General features: G+C 66.7%; 18 protein-coding genes. 13 read left to right on the forward strand and 5 right to left on the reverse strand.

Annotation, left to right across the window (positions count from 1 at the left end):
• Positions 1-49: 49 nt before the first annotated feature.
• Positions 50-430: a hypothetical protein gene (locus NU1_RS10790; protein WP_169815036.1), complete on the reverse strand. Its 381-nt coding sequence runs from the start codon at positions 428-430 to the stop codon at positions 50-52.
• Entirely contained in the window at positions 417-737 is a 321-nt protein-coding gene (locus NU1_RS10795; RefSeq protein ID WP_157552094.1) for a hypothetical protein, read from the reverse strand. Before NU1_RS10795 ends, NU1_RS10790 begins: the two co-directional genes overlap by 14 nt.
• 13 nt (positions 738-750) lie before the next feature.
• Between NU1_RS10795 and NU1_RS10800 the strand changes: the two genes are divergently transcribed.
• Positions 751-1,128, forward strand: a complete 378-nt coding sequence (locus NU1_RS10800; protein ID WP_067519927.1) for an MmcQ/YjbR family DNA-binding protein — start codon at positions 751-753, stop codon at positions 1,126-1,128.
• Between the two features lie 4 nt (positions 1,129-1,132).
• On the opposite strand, the gene NU1_RS10805 is transcribed toward NU1_RS10800, so the two are convergent.
• Positions 1,133-2,437, reverse strand: coding sequence for an LCP family protein (locus NU1_RS10805; protein ID WP_067519928.1), 1,305 nt, complete (start codon positions 2,435-2,437; stop codon positions 1,133-1,135).
• Between the two features lie 108 nt (positions 2,438-2,545).
• Positions 2,546-3,256, reverse strand: coding sequence for a MerR family transcriptional regulator (locus tag NU1_RS10810; RefSeq protein ID WP_067519930.1), 711 nt, complete (start codon positions 3,254-3,256; stop codon positions 2,546-2,548).
• A 97-nt stretch (positions 3,257-3,353) separates the two neighbouring features.
• On the opposite strand from NU1_RS10810, the gene NU1_RS10815 reads away from it, so the two are divergent.
• Entirely contained in the window at positions 3,354-5,090 is a 1,737-nt protein-coding gene (locus NU1_RS10815) for a GMC oxidoreductase (protein WP_067519932.1), read from the forward strand.
• A gap of 92 nt (positions 5,091-5,182) precedes the next feature.
• Here NU1_RS10815 and NU1_RS10820 read toward each other — a convergent pair whose 3' ends face one another.
• Complete coding sequence (locus NU1_RS10820; protein ID WP_084521169.1) at positions 5,183-5,626, reverse strand: HAD family hydrolase; 444 nt, start codon at positions 5,624-5,626, stop codon at positions 5,183-5,185.
• A 263-nt stretch (positions 5,627-5,889) separates the two neighbouring features.
• On the opposite strand from NU1_RS10820, the gene NU1_RS10825 reads away from it, so the two are divergent.
• From NU1_RS10825 to NU1_RS10870, 11 genes are all read left to right on the forward strand, one after another.
• Positions 5,890-6,417: a DUF2599 domain-containing protein gene (locus NU1_RS10825; RefSeq protein WP_067519937.1), complete on the forward strand. Its 528-nt coding sequence runs from the start codon at positions 5,890-5,892 to the stop codon at positions 6,415-6,417.
• A gap of 127 nt (positions 6,418-6,544) precedes the next feature.
• A complete protein-coding gene (locus tag NU1_RS42535; protein WP_174565936.1) occupies positions 6,545-6,868 on the forward strand; it encodes a hypothetical protein in 324 nt (107 codons plus the stop codon).
• Entirely contained in the window at positions 6,865-8,121 is a 1,257-nt protein-coding gene (locus NU1_RS10835) for a heavy-metal-associated domain-containing protein (RefSeq protein WP_067519941.1), read from the forward strand. The genes NU1_RS42535 and NU1_RS10835 overlap by 4 nt, the downstream gene beginning before the upstream one ends.
• Positions 8,118-9,578 (forward strand): type III PLP-dependent enzyme domain-containing protein, encoded by a 1,461-nt coding sequence (locus tag NU1_RS10840; RefSeq protein WP_067519946.1) that lies wholly within the window; start codon positions 8,118-8,120, stop codon positions 9,576-9,578. Before NU1_RS10835 ends, NU1_RS10840 begins: the two co-directional genes overlap by 4 nt.
• Complete coding sequence (locus NU1_RS10845) at positions 9,579-10,910, forward strand: pyridoxal-phosphate dependent enzyme (RefSeq protein WP_067519948.1); 1,332 nt, start codon at positions 9,579-9,581, stop codon at positions 10,908-10,910. It begins immediately after the preceding gene.
• A gap of 212 nt (positions 10,911-11,122) precedes the next feature.
• Complete coding sequence (locus tag NU1_RS10850) at positions 11,123-12,181, forward strand: NAD(P)H-dependent amine dehydrogenase family protein (protein WP_067519952.1); 1,059 nt, start codon at positions 11,123-11,125, stop codon at positions 12,179-12,181.
• Positions 12,174-12,770 carry a TetR family transcriptional regulator gene (locus tag NU1_RS10855; protein WP_067519953.1) on the forward strand — a complete coding sequence of 199 codons (597 nt, stop codon included), beginning with the start codon at positions 12,174-12,176 and terminating at the stop codon, positions 12,768-12,770. The genes NU1_RS10850 and NU1_RS10855 overlap by 8 nt, the downstream gene beginning before the upstream one ends.
• A complete protein-coding gene (locus NU1_RS10860; protein WP_067519954.1) occupies positions 12,758-13,477 on the forward strand; it encodes a hypothetical protein in 720 nt (239 codons plus the stop codon). The genes NU1_RS10855 and NU1_RS10860 overlap by 13 nt, the downstream gene beginning before the upstream one ends.
• Before the next feature lie 27 nt (positions 13,478-13,504).
• Positions 13,505-13,624 (forward strand): UBP-type zinc finger domain-containing protein, encoded by a 120-nt coding sequence (locus NU1_RS44195; RefSeq protein WP_371859786.1) that lies wholly within the window; start codon positions 13,505-13,507, stop codon positions 13,622-13,624.
• A 162-nt stretch (positions 13,625-13,786) separates the two neighbouring features.
• On the forward strand, positions 13,787-14,197 hold the full coding sequence (locus NU1_RS10865) for a hypothetical protein (RefSeq protein WP_067519958.1): 411 nt from the start codon (positions 13,787-13,789) through the stop codon (positions 14,195-14,197).
• 66 nt (positions 14,198-14,263) lie between these two features.
• Positions 14,264-14,890, forward strand: a complete 627-nt coding sequence (locus NU1_RS10870) for a TetR/AcrR family transcriptional regulator (protein ID WP_067519959.1) — start codon at positions 14,264-14,266, stop codon at positions 14,888-14,890.
• Positions 14,891-14,899: the final 9 nt, after the last annotated feature.

The following is a 14,899-nucleotide window of genomic DNA, read 5'->3' on the forward strand; positions in this document are numbered from 1 at the left end:
TCTGGGCACCGGTCTTCCGGGACACGAATCAGACGACGAATTTCCGGTATTACCAAGCGCCGATGAACAATTCGAGCGTGGCGAGAGCGATCGCACCGATCAGCGCTATCCCCGCGGCCATGGCGATGGTGAGGCGAGCGACCCGTCGAGCATCGGGCGCCGCGATCCGAACGGCCAACAACCCCGCCAGCGCCCCCAACGTACCGAGGACCACCACACCACCCAGCAGGAGGTAGAACAGGCTGGCGAATGCCGCGATGACGGTGCCCGAGAGTCCGCTGGTGTAGCCACTGAGCGGAACCGGGAACCGGTAGACGGCCGCGACGAGCGCCGCCGCGAGCGGTGCGGCGAGGTTGGCGGCGACCGCGCCACCGAGGGTGGCCTTCCCCGGCAGTGACATCGACCCGAACCACGACCTATCCGACGGCATCGAACCATGGTCGCCCCCGGGTGGCGGTGCGGGCGGCCGACGCGCCGTCGAGTGAACGAATGCCTGGATTCACCTTGAAGGCCGAAACATACAGGGAGGTAGCGGCTTCGGTGTCTTCGCTCGCCGCGTCGAGGATCCAGGTCTGGAAGGTGACGGGGACCGCTCCGTAGCCGAGGCCCCACACCATGAGGACCGTCGCGGCGGTCAGCGTGGTGTGGTCGGCCAGTGCGAGGGTGAGCATTGCGGCGGTGAGGAGCAGTCGCCGATGCCGTCGCCCTGTGCCGGTCGCTACCGGAGTAGGGATCATCTAGCGTTCGAGTATGGGTGAACCGTTGGAATCCCTGCGCGCAGTGTGTTCGGCCTTGCCGGAGGTGACCGAGCGGCTCAGCCATGGTGAGCCGACCTGGTTCGTGCGGGGTAGGAAGACCTTTGTCATGTTCGCCGACCAACATCACGATGATCGGCTCGGATTCTGGTGTGCCGCACCGCCGGGGGTGCAGGAGGAGCTGATCGCGGCCGATCCCGTGCGGTACTTCCGCCCGCCCTATGTGGGGCACCGGGGGTGGCTCGGGGTGTACCTCGACGTGCCGGTGGATTGGGTGGAGATCGGCGAGATCGTGCAGGACGCCTATCGGGTTGTCGCGCCCAAGCGGCTGGTCGCCGAGCTGGACGCCCACCGCCCGTCGCCGCCCGAGTGACCGATCAGTTCACGCAGGGAATGCCGTCGCCGATCGTGCCGATGACCGGTTTCCCGGCATTCGGGGACGGCTCGGCGGATCCGGCCGTGGTCGACGGGTAGGCGGTCGACGGGTAGGCGGTCGACGGGTAGGCGGTCGACGGGGTGGTGGCGGTGGAGGGTTGGTGGTCGGGCGGAGGCATGCCGAAGGCGGTGCGGACTTCGCGTTTGATGGCGTCGGGGTCGACGATATTCACATCTTGGCCGTTGACATTGTCGTAGCGCAGGATCGGCAGGGTACGGAATTCGACGGGGATCGCGCCGGCCCTGCCGAGGACGGAGGCGAAATCCAGCAGGTTCCAGCCGGTGGACAGGACCGTATCCTTGTGCGCGACATCGACCAGGTTGCCGAGTCTGCGGAGGTCGGTGAAGGTCCCTGAGTCTTCGAGGGATTTGGCCACCGACATGAGGAAGGCCTGTTGGCGGCGGGTGCGGTCGAGGTCGCCGTTGGGCAGGCCGTGGCGTTGGCGGACGAAGGCGAGGGCTTGGGCGCCGTCGAGATGTTGACGTCCGGCGGGGAATTTCGCGCCGGAGTACGTACTGTCGTCGACGGCGTTGTTCAGGCACACGTCGACGCCGCCGACGGCATTGGCCAGGTCGTAGAAACCGGCCAGGGAGATCTCGGCGAATCTGTTGATCGGGACGCCGGTCAGGGTACGTACGGTCTGCACGATGGAGGCGCGGCCCGCTTCGCGGCTCCGGTGCTCGAGCTCCACCTCATCGGTGACGCCCCGACTGCGTAGATCCTGCTCCACCGCGGCCTTCTTCAAGCCGTACGCCTCTTTGATTTTGACGTTCTTGTAGCCCGGGATTCCGGAGACGGCGACATAGTTGTCGCGCGGGATGGAGAAGGCGACGATCTTGCTCAGATCCTTCGGAATATGGACGAGGATCAGCGAATTCGCGTTGTAGCCGCCCACGTCGCTGTCCCCGGCGTGCAGTGCGGACAGGATTTCCGGTGCAAGATCCTTGCCGTCGAAGTCCTTTCGGGTGTCCAGGCCGATGAGCAGAATGTTCAGATCACCATCGAGGGCCCTCGCATCCTCGTCGCTGATGGCGTCCGAGCGGAAGAAGCCGCTCTCCAGACCCGCGGAGGCGTAGAAACCGAACGCGGTCGCCCCGAGCACCACCGTCGACGCCATCGCGGCGAGCAGCCGCATCAGCCCGCGCACCCGTGACCCACGGGTGGGTCGGGCGCGGTGGCGGGCGGTACGGCGCGCGCGCCTGCGGGTGGTGCGCACCGACCGCAGCGGTGGGTTGTCCTCGTCCATCACTTACCGATTGTGGGCGACAAGGCTGTGAGCAGCCTGAATGCAATGACCAACCGGTCGGTGAACCACGCACAGCCACTTCGTGGCAGCGCGTGGGATAATCCGCTGCTACCGCTCCGGCTCCGCGTCCACCTCGCGCACCGCGCGCTCGATCTCATCGGCCAGGGTCGCGCCGCCGACCTCCCACGCCGCCGCGCGGAACCGATCACGGAAACGCATGAGGTCGGTGCCGATCCCCTCACCGCCGTAACTGGTCGCCGCGGCGTCGCGGAAGGTGCGGGCGATGTCATCGGCGAGTTCGGCCATATGGGCGCGAATCAGTTTGCGCAGTGCGCCCGCGAGGGTGATGTCGGTGCCGACGTCGTAGAGGATCAGCGCGCCCTTGAGCATGGGCAGGTCCGGGATGCGCCAGCGGTCGCCGTCGGGTTCGAGGTACTGGGCGGCGAGGAGGTCGTCGAAGATCTCGGCACGTCGATCTCCGAGCAGGTCGGTGAGCTCCGCATCGGACATCACGACGTCCTGTTCGTCGGACATGACGACCGGCGGCTCACCCGATAACGGCTGGCGCGGATCGAAGACCGCACGCCAGTCCGTGCTGACGGCTTCGGTGGCGAGCACCTCGCGAATGGCGTCCAGGCGCAGCCCGCGCGCCTGCATGGCGGCGATATCGCGCAACCGCCGCACATGCTCCTCGGCGTACACCGCCTCCTTACCCGCGCGTCCGGGTTTCGGCAGCACACCGAGGGAGTGGTAGTAGCGAATGGTGCGCGCCGGAACGCCGCTGAGGTCGGCGAGTTGCGCGCGGCTGTATCGGGGCACGCGCTCAGCATAGAGTGAGGCCGACCTTCATTGACAGTGGCAACTGTCCGCGTTAGCGTAACGCGCGTCACCGCCGACACCGACCAGGGAGTTCCGCATGTCTCAACGCGAAACCGATTTCGACGTGCTCATCGTCGGCTCCGGATTCGGTGGCAGCGTCACCGCGCTGCGCCTGGTCGAGAAGGGCTACAAGGTCGGGGTGCTCGAGGCCGGGCAGCGCTACGCCGATGACGAACTGCCCGAAACCTCATGGGATCTGAAGAAGTTCCTGTGGGCTCCGATGTTGGGCTGCTACGGAATTCAGCGCATTCATCCGCTGCGCGATGTGCTGATTCTCGCGGGCGCGGGCGTCGGCGGCGGATCACTCAATTACGCCAACACCCTGTATGTGCCGCCGGAACCGTTCTTCCGCGACGCGCAGTGGCGCGACATCACCGACTGGCGCGATGAACTCATGCCCTACTACGAGCAGGCCCGCAAAATGCTCGGCGTGGTGCAGAACCCGCATATGACGCCCGCCGACGAGGTGTTCAAGCAGGTCGCCGAGGATATGGGCGTCGGCGACACCTTCGTGCAGACTCCGGTGGGCGTGTTCTTCGGCGAGCCCGGCGAAACCGTCGAGGATCCGTTCTTCGGTGGCGTCGGCCCGGCCCGCACCGGCTGCACCGAATGCGGCGAGTGCATGACCGGCTGCCGCCACAATGCCAAGAACACCCTCGTCAAGAATTACCTGTACCTCGCCGAAAAGGCGGGCGCGCAGATCATTCCGATGACCACGGTCACCGGGCTGCGCCCACACCCGGACGGCACCTGGGATGTGAGCACCGCGCGCACCGGGGCCTGGGTGCGCAAGAACCCGCGAACCCTCACCGCCGGACACGTGGTGATGGCGGCCGGAACACGCGGCACCCAGAAACTACTGTTCGCCATGAAGGATCAGGGCGCGCTGCCGGAGATGTCGGATCGTCTCGGTGTGCTGACCCGCACCAACTCCGAATCCATTGTCGGCGCGGCCACCCGCAAGGTGAACCCCGATCGCGACTGGACGCGCGGAGTGGCCATCACCTCCTCCATCCACCCCACCCACGACACCCATATCGAACCGGTCCGATACGGCAAGGGCTCCAATTCGATGGGCCTGCTACAAACCCTCATGGTCGATGGCGGCGGGCGCATACCGCGCTGGCTGCGCTTCCTCGGCATCGTGCTGCGACATCCGCTCCGGTTGCTGCAGTTCATGAGTGTGAAGAACTGGAGTGAGCGCACCATCATCACGCTGGTGATGCAGCATCTCGACAATTCCATCACCACCTACACCAAGCGCGGCCTGTTCGGGCGCAAGCTCACCTCCAAACAGGGCCACGGCGAACCCAATCCGACCTGGATTCCGGCGGGCAACGAGGTGACACGCAAGGTGGCCGACAAGATCGGCGGCGTCGCGGGCGGCTCCTGGGGTGAGGTGTTCAATATTCCGCTGACCGCGCACTTCCTCGGCGGTGCGGCCATCGGCGCGGATCCCGAACACGGTGTGATCGACCCCTACCACCGGGTCTACGGGTACCCGACACTGAGCGTCGTCGATGGCGCGGCGGTCTCGGCGAACCTCGGAGTGAATCCGTCACTGACGATTACCGCGCAGGCCGAACGCGCGGCGGCGCTATGGCCCAATAAGGGGGAAATCGACACCCGGCCCGCCCAGGGCACCGGATATCAGCGCATCACACCGGTGGCACCGAAGCAGCCGGTGGTCCCGGCCTCGGCTCCCGCCGCGCTGGTGCTCCCGATCGTGGAGATCCGCGGACCCGGCGGCACCGTCGAACCCAAGCCCGCCTGAACCCGGCGCACGCGAGTCCAGCACCGCTGAATCCAGCTCACGACACCACTGGCACCGACCGCATTCGTGCAGTCGGTGCCAGTTCGCTGTACTCAGCTTCCGAAGACGTGCGCGAATCCCATCGGCGACGTCGGTGGCGTCGCGGCGGTGGCGGGGGCGTGGAATTCCTGAAGCGCGGCAAGCACATCCACATGCCGGGCCGCATAACAGCGGACCTGCGGTAACGCGTGCGCGACCTCGCTGCGTTCGAGCGGTTCGGCGTCGATGTAGCCGATATTGTCCAGGTGCAGGCCGAGGGTTTGCGCGATCCGCGCGATGGCAGCCGATTTCCGACCCCATCCCACCTCGACCGCCGCGAACCGATCGTGCAGACCGTGCCGACGCAATTCCGCGTCCGTCCACGACCATTCCCCGCGGCTGGCGACCGCGTGCAGGATACCGCGCTCACCGAGGATGCGCAGCGACCGCACCGCGTCGGCACGTAACGCGCCGCTACTGGAATCGCTGACCACCCCATCCCAGAGGGTCTTGTCCACTTCCCAGACAAGACATTTCACTGTCGGTGACATCTCTCGCCCTCTTCACATCGCTCCAGCGTGGCAATCGACCAGATAACCACGGCAGGGGAGATACTCCCCTCTTTCGGAGCCGCCCTGCGCGTGACATCGTATGGTCTGTCTGGGCCACAACACCAGTGGAACCGATCCGCGACCGGCGTCGTTGAAGGAAAAGTGATCGCGGATTCATGGCTGGTAGCGTCGGTTTCCGCAGCAGGACAGGACAGAAGTGGAGGAGCCCGATGCGATACCGCGGAAGACTATCGGGTGTGCTGCTGATGGGCGCGGCGGCGGTGTCGCTGTCCGGATGCGGCGCCTCCCAGGAATCCGCACCGGTCGTTATCGGTTCGCTGGAACCGGCGGCATACACCGAGCCCCCACCTGTCCTGGCGCTCCCCGCCAGCCCCACCGTGGCCGCGGATATCGCCGATCCCACGCCCCTGCCGCCGAACCCGTACGCCGATCTGCCGCTCATCGACGGCACCGAGTGGACCGACGCCGTCGACGGTCGCCGCCTGCTCATCTACCCGACCGCCGCGGGCCGCGCCGACACCTACCCCACCGCCGGTGACCGCGCCTGGCAGGAAGTGCTGGACCGCTCCCCTGACGCCGACACTCCCGGCATGCGCGATCAGTTCCACTGCCACTGGGAGTGGGCGCGCCTGGTCGCCCCCGATAAGCCGAGCTGGAATCTGGAGCCGTGGCGGCCCGCGGTCGGCTACGACGAAACCGTCAACGCCCTGTGCAATCCCGGTGGCCCCGAGCGCTGAGGCCGCCGACCGGCCATAACGAGACGGTCGCGGCGAAAACTCTTGCCTGCGAGAACCTTCGAGCCGCACCTGAAAGTTGCGTATCGTGGGTGGCGTCGAACGCGGACTCCTGGGAGGGAGCGGCACGTTGCGGTCATCAGCGCCTACGTCCGCCGGGTCGAATCTCGCCCCGGATGTCGCGCTGACGAGCGCGCGCAGACTGTTTCCGGCGCTGCGCGAATCGGCGGTGTACCTCGACAGCGGGCAGAGCGGCGGGCACCTGCCGGTGGACGTCACCGAACTGGACGCCGATTTCGCGGTGCGTACCGGCACGCACTGCGTCCCCGCCGAGAACGCACCGTCCGATGCGGATTCCGTGCGCGTCAGTACCCAGATCTACAACACCGCCGACGAAATCGCCCGATTCACCGAGTGTGTCGCAACGATTGCCACGGAGGTTCGTCAACGATGAACGGGCACGCCCCCCGCTACGACCGCCGCGCCGCCTCCCGCGTCCTGGCCTGCCTCGCCCGGCCCGGATGGTGCGAGCAGGCCGACCTGCCACCCCCGACGCGCATCGAATACACCTGTGCGTCCATGCGTCCGGAACCCGGATCGCGGCTGACGCTGTCGCAACGGCTGTATCTGGAGCGGTTCATGAAGCCGTGCCGACCCGATCAGGTCACCTCGGCGACACACCGGATCGCATGGACCGACAGCGACGGGATTCCCAACACCGGGCATTTCCACTCCGGCGGGCTGGGGCCGATCGTGCCCATCGCCATGCGCGAGACGGTGCTCGGCCTGTGGCACGCCCTCGAATCCGATACCGAACTGGCGCTGCGGATCTCGCGATTGAGTGAGCGGGATCGGGCGGTGCTGTTGGGAACGACCACCGACCATGAGCCGTTCGATATCTTCCGGGTGGGGATCGAGGCGGCGGGACGGGCATTGGCCCAGCACGCGCTGTTGGCGCGGTGGACGCCGTATCGGACGCCGATCGAATTCGCCATCGGCATGCGCGATTCCAGTATTTACGGGGCGGTCGCGACCCGCTGGTTCTGGGAGTTGCAGGCGTCGACCTATCGGCGCGGCATGATCGCGGTGACCCTGGCGAGCCAACCCGACGGGACGGTGCGCTATTCGGCCGAAACCGTCGCCACGCTGCGGTCCATGAAAGATATGACCATTGCCGAGGCGCATCGAATCATGCGCCGCGCCACCAGCGTCGAGGGTTTGAGCGCGCCCGCGGCCATCGCCAAATACCACGACGAACTCGATGTCATCTCCCGCCAGTACGCACTGCTGCCGCCCGGCACGCGCCCGGCCTGCCTGGCCGCCATGCCCCACCAGCTCGACGGCGTGCACTACAGCGTGCTGCCGGTACTCATCGACCGCTTCACCGAACTGTTCTGCGCCATCTCCACGCGACTCACCATTGCCGAGGTGACCTCCGAGGCCGACTCCGACACCGGGAATCTGACCGCCGAGGATCACGTGTTCTGGGTACCGGATATGAACTGCCAGCACTGCGTTCGCACCATTACCGGCACCTTGGAGTCGATGCATATCGACGTGCACGATATCGATCTGATCTCCAAGCGGGTCCTGGCCGACTTCCGCAGCCCCCGCAATCGGCATCGCGCCTTCGAGGCGTTGCGCGACAGCGGCTACAACCCGACCATCGAGACGCCCGCACCCGCGACCGCCGAAAAGGCCGTATGACGCCCATTGTCGCGCCGACCCTGCCGCCGAAGATCCATCCGCTGGTCCGTGCCTTTCTCGGCACGCCCGGCGCGGTGCAGAACGCGCTGGCCGGATTCGGGTCGCCGGTGCATGTGGTGTTCCCGCAGGTGTTCGCCGACAACCTGGTGCGGTTTCGGACCGTGCTCGAGGGGCAGTTGTCGCGGTATCGAATCTGCTACGCGCACAAGGTGAATCAGTCGCGCGCCTTTGTGCGCACGGCCGAACAGGCCGGGATCGCCATCGACGTCTGCTCGCGCGCGGAGGTGGCCGGTGCGGTGGAGGCCGGGTTCGGGGCGGAGCGGATCGAGGTGACCGGGCCGAAAGGTGAGGTGTTCCTGCGGGAATTGATCGATGCCGGGGCGACGATCAGTGTCGACAATCTGTGGGAGCTGCGGCGGGTGGCCGAGTTGGCGGACGAAGCGGCCCCGGTGCCGGTGCTGGTGCGGGTTTCCGGATTTCCGGCCACGCCGGTGAGCCGGTTCGGCATACCCCTGACTCGGGTCGACGAGGCGCTCGAGGTGCTGGCCGCGCATCGGGGTCGGATCGCGTTTCGCGGGTTCGCCTTCCATATCGACTCCGGGGAGACCGTCGAACGGGTGCGGGCCGTGCAGGCCTGCCTCGCGTTGACCGAACGCGCCTACGGGCACGGGCTCACACCGACGGTGCTGAATGTGGGCGGCGGGTTCCGGCAGGTATTCACCGCCGACGCCGACGAATTCGACCGGTACGTGGTGGCGCTGCGGGAGTCGCTGCTCGGCCGCGCGGAACCGATGACGTGGGGCGGCAATACCTTCGGCTTCCATATCGAGGGCGGCGCGGTGCACGGGACCCCGGTGTTCCACAAGTACGCGAACACCGTGCCCGCCACCCGCATGCTCACCGATCTGCTCACCGCCGGACTCGACCAGCACGGTGGACGCACCGTCGCGCAGGTCGCGCAGGAGAACCTCCTCGATATCTGGCTCGAACCGGGTAAGGCGTTGGTCGATCACGCCGGAATCACCGTGGCCCGGGTGGAGTTCGTCAAGGAGGTCGCCGTGGGTACGACCCTGGTGAATCTCGATATCAGCCGCGACACCGTCACCCCCGCCGATCAGGAGGTGATGGTCGATCCGGTACTGCTACCCGGCGCCGATCGCGCCGATTCCGGCGGACCGGTGGGCGTGTTCCTGGCCGGAAGGCTGTGTCTGGAACGCGATCTCATCACCAATCACAAGGTGTGGCTGCCGCACCGCCCGCGGCCGGGCGATCTGCTGGTGTTTCCCAATACCGCCGCCTATCACATGGATCTGTCGGCAGCGAGTGCGTCCATGCATCCGGTGCCACCGAAACTCGCGGTCACCCAACGCGCCGACGGATTCACCGTGTGCCACGACCGCGAGTACGAGCCCGCGATGACGGTCGCGGCGCTGCCGAGCCGAAGCCGGAGGTCGTGAATGCGCTATGACCACATCACCGAGCTCATCGGCAATACCCCGCTGCTGCGGCTCGATCCGGCCGTGCACGGGCTCGAGCATGTCGAGCTGTACGCGAAACTCGAATCCTGCAACCCGTTCGGGTCGGTGAAGGATCGGGTGGCGTGGGGCATGATCCGCGACGAACTCGACGAGATCGTGGCGCGCGGGCAGACGCTCATCGAGGCCTCCAGCGGCAATACCGCCAAGGCGCTGCGCATTCTCGGGGGCATGCGCGGAGTGGGGCTGCGGGCGGTCACCAATCGCATCAGGGTCGACGAGGTGCGTGAGCTGCTGCGCCTGTTCGGCACCGAGATCGAGGAACTGCCCGGGCTCTCGGAGTGTCCGGACCCGACCGCACCCAATGACGTGTACTCGGTGATCGAGGCGGCCATGGCGAAAGCGCCCGGCGCCTATCATCACCCGTCGCAGTACACGAGCGAGAAGAATATCGAGGCGCACTATCAGGGCACGGGCCGCGAGATCCACGAGGACCTGACACGCGACAAGATCACCCGGGTCGACTATCTGGTCGGCGGGCTCGGCACCACCGGATCCACCCGCGGGGCGGCCACCTATCTGCGCAAACACCATCCGGAGTTGCGCACCATCGCGGTGGTATCCGAACGCGGCGATTTCATTCCGGGCATTCGCTCGGAAACCGAGATGTGGGATGTGGGGTTGTTCCAACCCGATTTCTACGACCGTATCGTGCCCGTCGACGCGGGCCGCGCGATCGAGGCCACCCTCGATCTGGCCACCGGACACGGGGTGCTGGCCGGACCCACCAGCGGCGCGACCTATGCCGCGGCACTGGATTGCCTTCGGACGCTGGATCGTTCAACGCCGCGTCCGGTGGTGGCCGTGATCATCGTCTGCGACCGGCTCGAACCGTATCTGTCCTATATCCGCAAACGCCGCCCCGACCTGTTCGGCGAGACCGCGCACCGCCGAATCCGCCCCACCGCGGCCGAATTGGCGGCCGTACCCACGCTGTCGCCCGAAGAGCTCGCCGAATTCGACCGCAGCACGCGACCGACCATCGTCGATACCCGCGGCGCGATGGCGTACCGCATCGCGCATGTACCCGGCGCGATCAATATTCGCGACGATCAGCTCGAGGAGATGTTCACCCAGGGTGTGCCGTTCTCCCGCTCGCGCCCACTGGTTTTCGTCTGCCCGGTCGGCGAGGTGTCGCTGCGGTTCGCCGCGCTGGCCCGGCGCGTGGGCTACGACGCCACCAGCCTGGCGGGCGGGGTCACCGCCTGGCGGGACAGCGGTGGATCCATGGAGTCCGCGCCGCGCCTGGATTGACCGCCCTGCCCCGTTATCGAGCCGCGCTACTTGGCCGGGTTCGACACTGTGCGGTGCCCATTCAGGTGTGGATTCCGGCCGAAAGCACGCCGGAATGACGGGGGCATTACCCGTTTCTGTCACTAACCGTACGAATCGGACGGAGTTGCGATACCGTACCTCTGCGAGAGAGCCACTCTCATATCAAGAGCTTCTATCTTCGAGGTGGTTTCATGTTGCGGGTTGTCCAGTGGGCTACCGGCGGAGTCGGCACGGCGGCGATCGAAGCGGTGCGGGCGCATCCCGAGCTGAATCTCGTCGGGTGCTATGTCCACTCCGAGGCCAAGCGCGGCAAGGATGTCGGCGACATCCTCGGCACACGGCAGATGGGTGTCACCGCCACCGACGACGTCGAGGAGATCTTGGCGCTGGACGCGGATGTGGTGGTCTATGCCCCGCTGATCCCGAATGCCGGTGAGGTGGCGCGCATTCTGCGATCCGGCAAGAACGTGGTCACCCCGGTCGGCTGGTTCTATCCGAGTGAACGCGATGCCGAATTGGCGCGGGCGTGCGTCGACGGCGGCGTCACCCTGCACGGCATCGGCATCAATCCCGGGGGTACGACCGACCTGCATCCGCTGGTGCTCTCGGCAATGTCGTCGAAGGTGACCTTCGTGCGGGCCGAGGAGTTCTCCGATATGCGCACCTACGACGCACCCGACGTCCTGCGATGGGTGATGGGCTTCGGCGGCACCCCCGAGCAGGCCCGCAAATCCCCGATGCTGGGCCTGCTCACCGGCGGATTCACCCAATCGGTACGAATGTGTTTGGACACACTCGGATTCGCCGACGCCCCGATCCGGACCTCCCACGACATCGCCGTGGCCGCCGCGCCGATCGAATCGCCGCTGGGGACCATCGAGCCGGGCCAGGTCGCGGGCCAGCGCTTCGCGTGGGACGCGATGATCGGCGATCAACCGGTCGTCCGGATCGCGGTCAACTGGCTGATGGGAGAGCAGAACCTCGAACCGGCCTGGGAATTCGGGCCCGAGGGGGAACGCTACGAGATCGAGATCCAGGGCGATCCCGACACCTTCGTGACCATTCGCGGCTGGCAGCCCGCGTCCATCGCGGAAGGGCTCAAACGCAATCCCGGCATCGTGGCGACCGCCAACCACTGCGTCAACTCCATCCCCTACGTGTGCGCGGCCGCACCCGGGCTCAAATCCAGCCTGGACCTGCCCGTCGTCGCCGGACGCGCACATCCGGATCTGGCGGTCGCGCGTGGCTGAATCATTGCGGGACCGACAGAAGGCACTGATCCGCCACGACATTCAACGGGCGGCGTTACGGCTGTTCGCCGAACGCGGTTTCGACGCGGTGACCACCGAGGACATCGCGGCGGCCGCCGGTATCGGGCACAGCACCTACTTCCGCTATGTGACCAGCAAAGAGGACCTGCTGCTGGGCACTCTTCGCCGGGCCGGCGCGGCCATTGTCGACAACCTGGCGGCACGGCCGCGCAGCGAGTCGCCCGAAGAAGCACTGTGCCAGGCGAGCCTGCGGTGGAGCCGAGCATTCGTCGCCGACGAGGAGGCACTGGGCCACTGGCGCGCCGCGATCCGGGCCGCACCGCATGTACTCGACCGAGCCACGGTGGTCGGTCCGTTCGAGCGCGCGCAGCTGACCAAACTCCTCGGCGACCGCATGGGCGCGCGGCCCGACGAGGACATCCGGCCCGGCCTGCTCGTCCACACCGTGCTCGCCGCCGCCGAATTCGCCTTCCTGCGCTGGCTCGAACACGACGACCCCCGCGGCCCCACCCTGCATCAGCTCACCGAACAAGCTCTCGAAGGAACCCGAACCCAATGCTGGAAGTAACCGAAACCACGGCGGCACAGCCGGTGCGCAGCGCCGGAATTCTCCGTGTCTGGATGGTGGTCGCCGCGTTCGTCGTCGCCGGTGCCGCAGTACCGATCGCCCTGCATATCGCGCGCTACGGCGTCAATGTCGGGCAGATCGTGCTGGTGACGTTCACCTGGATCAACGTGATGATCGCCCTGTGGGAGATCTCGCTGAACCTGCGCATCTCCCTGGTCGAGCGCCAGCACAAGCAGTTCGTCGCCGACTACCGCGGCCGCGAACTCGACCGGGTGATCGACTTCTTCACCGCCCCCATCCGACTCCGTGAGATCGTGCGGCCCAGTACCTGGGCGCAGGTCTGGTCGTCGTACTCGCTGTTCGATCCGGCCTATGCCAACCGCAAGTCGTTCGGGTTCTGGGTCGACTCCGGCAACGGGTACGTGACGCTGATCCCGTCACTGCTGTTCATCTACGCGCTCACCTTCGACATCATGCCCGCACGCACCGTGGGGATCATGGGCCTGGTCATCTTCTGGATGATGTTCTACGGCACGGTCCTCTACTACGTCGTCTACTTCTTCAACAAGGAATACGTCGGGCACACCAAGCGCAATCTCGCGATCTTCATCGGCGGGACGAACAGCCTGTGGCTCTTCGCACCGGCCTGGGGCATGGTCGCCAGCATCATCCTGATCAACACCGATTCCTACGGATTCCTCCGCTAGCCGGTCCGCGGCCTGGCGGCCTGGCCACTGGTCTGGCCCCGGCGGCACGCCACCGCGCACTTCGATACCACCACACATCCGGTGATCCGCAGCGCGGAGCTCGGCGAAAGTTGGCTCTGGTGCTACGAAGACGAGCTGCTCGGTTAGCCACCCGGTAACACGACCTGCCGCGAATCGTTGCGCGACAACCCCTTTCGGAACTAGGTAGTCCGTTACGCGCGTGTCGCCACCCCCGCACGCCGACACTGGATGGTGTGCGCCAGCGTTGGCGCATCCACCATTCACCCGCTCACCCGGGAGTTGATCGCTATGCCCCGACTCCGGAAGTCGGCTCTCACCGCAACCACCACCTTCGCCGCGATGGCAGCCGCCGTCGTCCTGGCCGCACCCGGCGCGACCGCTCAGGTATGGCGAGTAAACGTCTCGGCCGGCAGCTCCATCGGCTTGGGAATCTCGCAGTACGGCACCGGGTGCCCCTACACCGTCACCGTGGAAGGCCGCTCCGGTGACACCGCCTGGCTCTACGACGTCGGCGCGTACGGCACCTTCGACCCGCAGACCATCACCATCGGCACCAACGGCCGCGCCACCAGCACCTGGACGCCGCAGACCACCGGCTGGCATCGTATCTACGCCGACTCCTACTACGGATCGGCGCAATCGACCGATATCCAGGTCGGCACCGGCATCAATCTGGGCAGCGCCTGCGTGGTGCGCTGACGCCGTCGACGGGCTCCGGCGTCGGGGGTGCGCGCGCATCCGACGCCGGGCATTACGCTTGTCCCGGTGCAGACAGGTCAGCAACCCTCCGACGCCGAGCCCCGCATCTGGGGCGGCACGACCCTCACCGAACGTCGTGAGGCGCGCCGCGCCGCCCTGCTCGACGCCGCCCTCGACCTGATCGGCGAATCGGGTGCGGGCGCGGTCACCATGCGCGCGGTATGCCGCACCGCGAACCTCACCGACCGCTATTTCTACGAATCCTTCGCCAGCCGAGACGAACTCCTCGACGTCCTCTACCGCCAGATCGCCGACGAATTCCTCGAACCCATGACCGCCTACGCGGTGGCCGACGAGCCCGCCCGCGACCGCGCCCTGTCGGAAGTATTGGTCGACAAGGTCCTCGAAGACCCCCGCAAATCCCGACTATTCCTGGTGGAGCCCTACTCCAGCACCGGCCTGGGCCAAACCACCATCTCGGTCATGCCCGCCTTCACCCGCCTCATCCAAGACCACCTCTTCGCCCATATCGAAGACCCCACCCGCCGCCGCCTGGCCGCGGTCACCATGGCCTCGGGCAACGCGGGCATGTTCTCCGCCTGGCTCAACGGCACGCTGCGCGCCACCCGCGACCAGATCGTCGATCACCTGGTGGCCACCATCGGCGCCTACCGCTCGATGTATCGCGGCTGAGCGACCGGG

This window comes from Nocardia uniformis NBRC 13702 (assembly GCF_001613345.1).
Classification (GTDB): Bacteria; Actinomycetota; Actinomycetes; order Mycobacteriales; family Mycobacteriaceae; genus Nocardia; species Nocardia uniformis.

Bases quoted from the DNA above. Each gene is read 5' to 3' on its own strand.
- NU1_RS10860 (WP_067519954.1), top strand. From the start codon at position 12,758: ATGCTGGAAGTAACCGAAACCACGGCGGCACAGCCGGTGCGCAGCGCC.
- NU1_RS10800 (WP_067519927.1), top strand. From the start codon at position 751: ATGGGTGAACCGTTGGAATCCCTGCGCGCAGTGTGTTCGGCCTTGCCG.
- NU1_RS10790 (WP_169815036.1), bottom strand. From the start codon at position 430: ATGCCGTCGGATAGGTCGTGGTTCGGGTCGATGTCACTGCCGGGGAAG.
- NU1_RS10835 (WP_067519941.1), top strand. From the start codon at position 6,865: ATGAACGGGCACGCCCCCCGCTACGACCGCCGCGCCGCCTCCCGCGTC.
- NU1_RS10805 (WP_067519928.1), bottom strand. From the start codon at position 2,437: ATGGACGAGGACAACCCACCGCTGCGGTCGGTGCGCACCACCCGCAGG.
- NU1_RS10825 (WP_067519937.1), top strand. From the start codon at position 5,890: ATGCGATACCGCGGAAGACTATCGGGTGTGCTGCTGATGGGCGCGGCG.
- NU1_RS10850 (WP_067519952.1), top strand. From the start codon at position 11,123: ATGTTGCGGGTTGTCCAGTGGGCTACCGGCGGAGTCGGCACGGCGGCG.
- NU1_RS10795 (WP_157552094.1), bottom strand. From the start codon at position 737: ATGATCCCTACTCCGGTAGCGACCGGCACAGGGCGACGGCATCGGCGA.
- NU1_RS10865 (WP_067519958.1), top strand. From the start codon at position 13,787: ATGCCCCGACTCCGGAAGTCGGCTCTCACCGCAACCACCACCTTCGCC.
- NU1_RS10815 (WP_067519932.1), top strand. From the start codon at position 3,354: ATGTCTCAACGCGAAACCGATTTCGACGTGCTCATCGTCGGCTCCGGA.
- NU1_RS10845 (WP_067519948.1), top strand. From the start codon at position 9,579: ATGCGCTATGACCACATCACCGAGCTCATCGGCAATACCCCGCTGCTG.
- NU1_RS10840 (WP_067519946.1), top strand. From the start codon at position 8,118: ATGACGCCCATTGTCGCGCCGACCCTGCCGCCGAAGATCCATCCGCTG.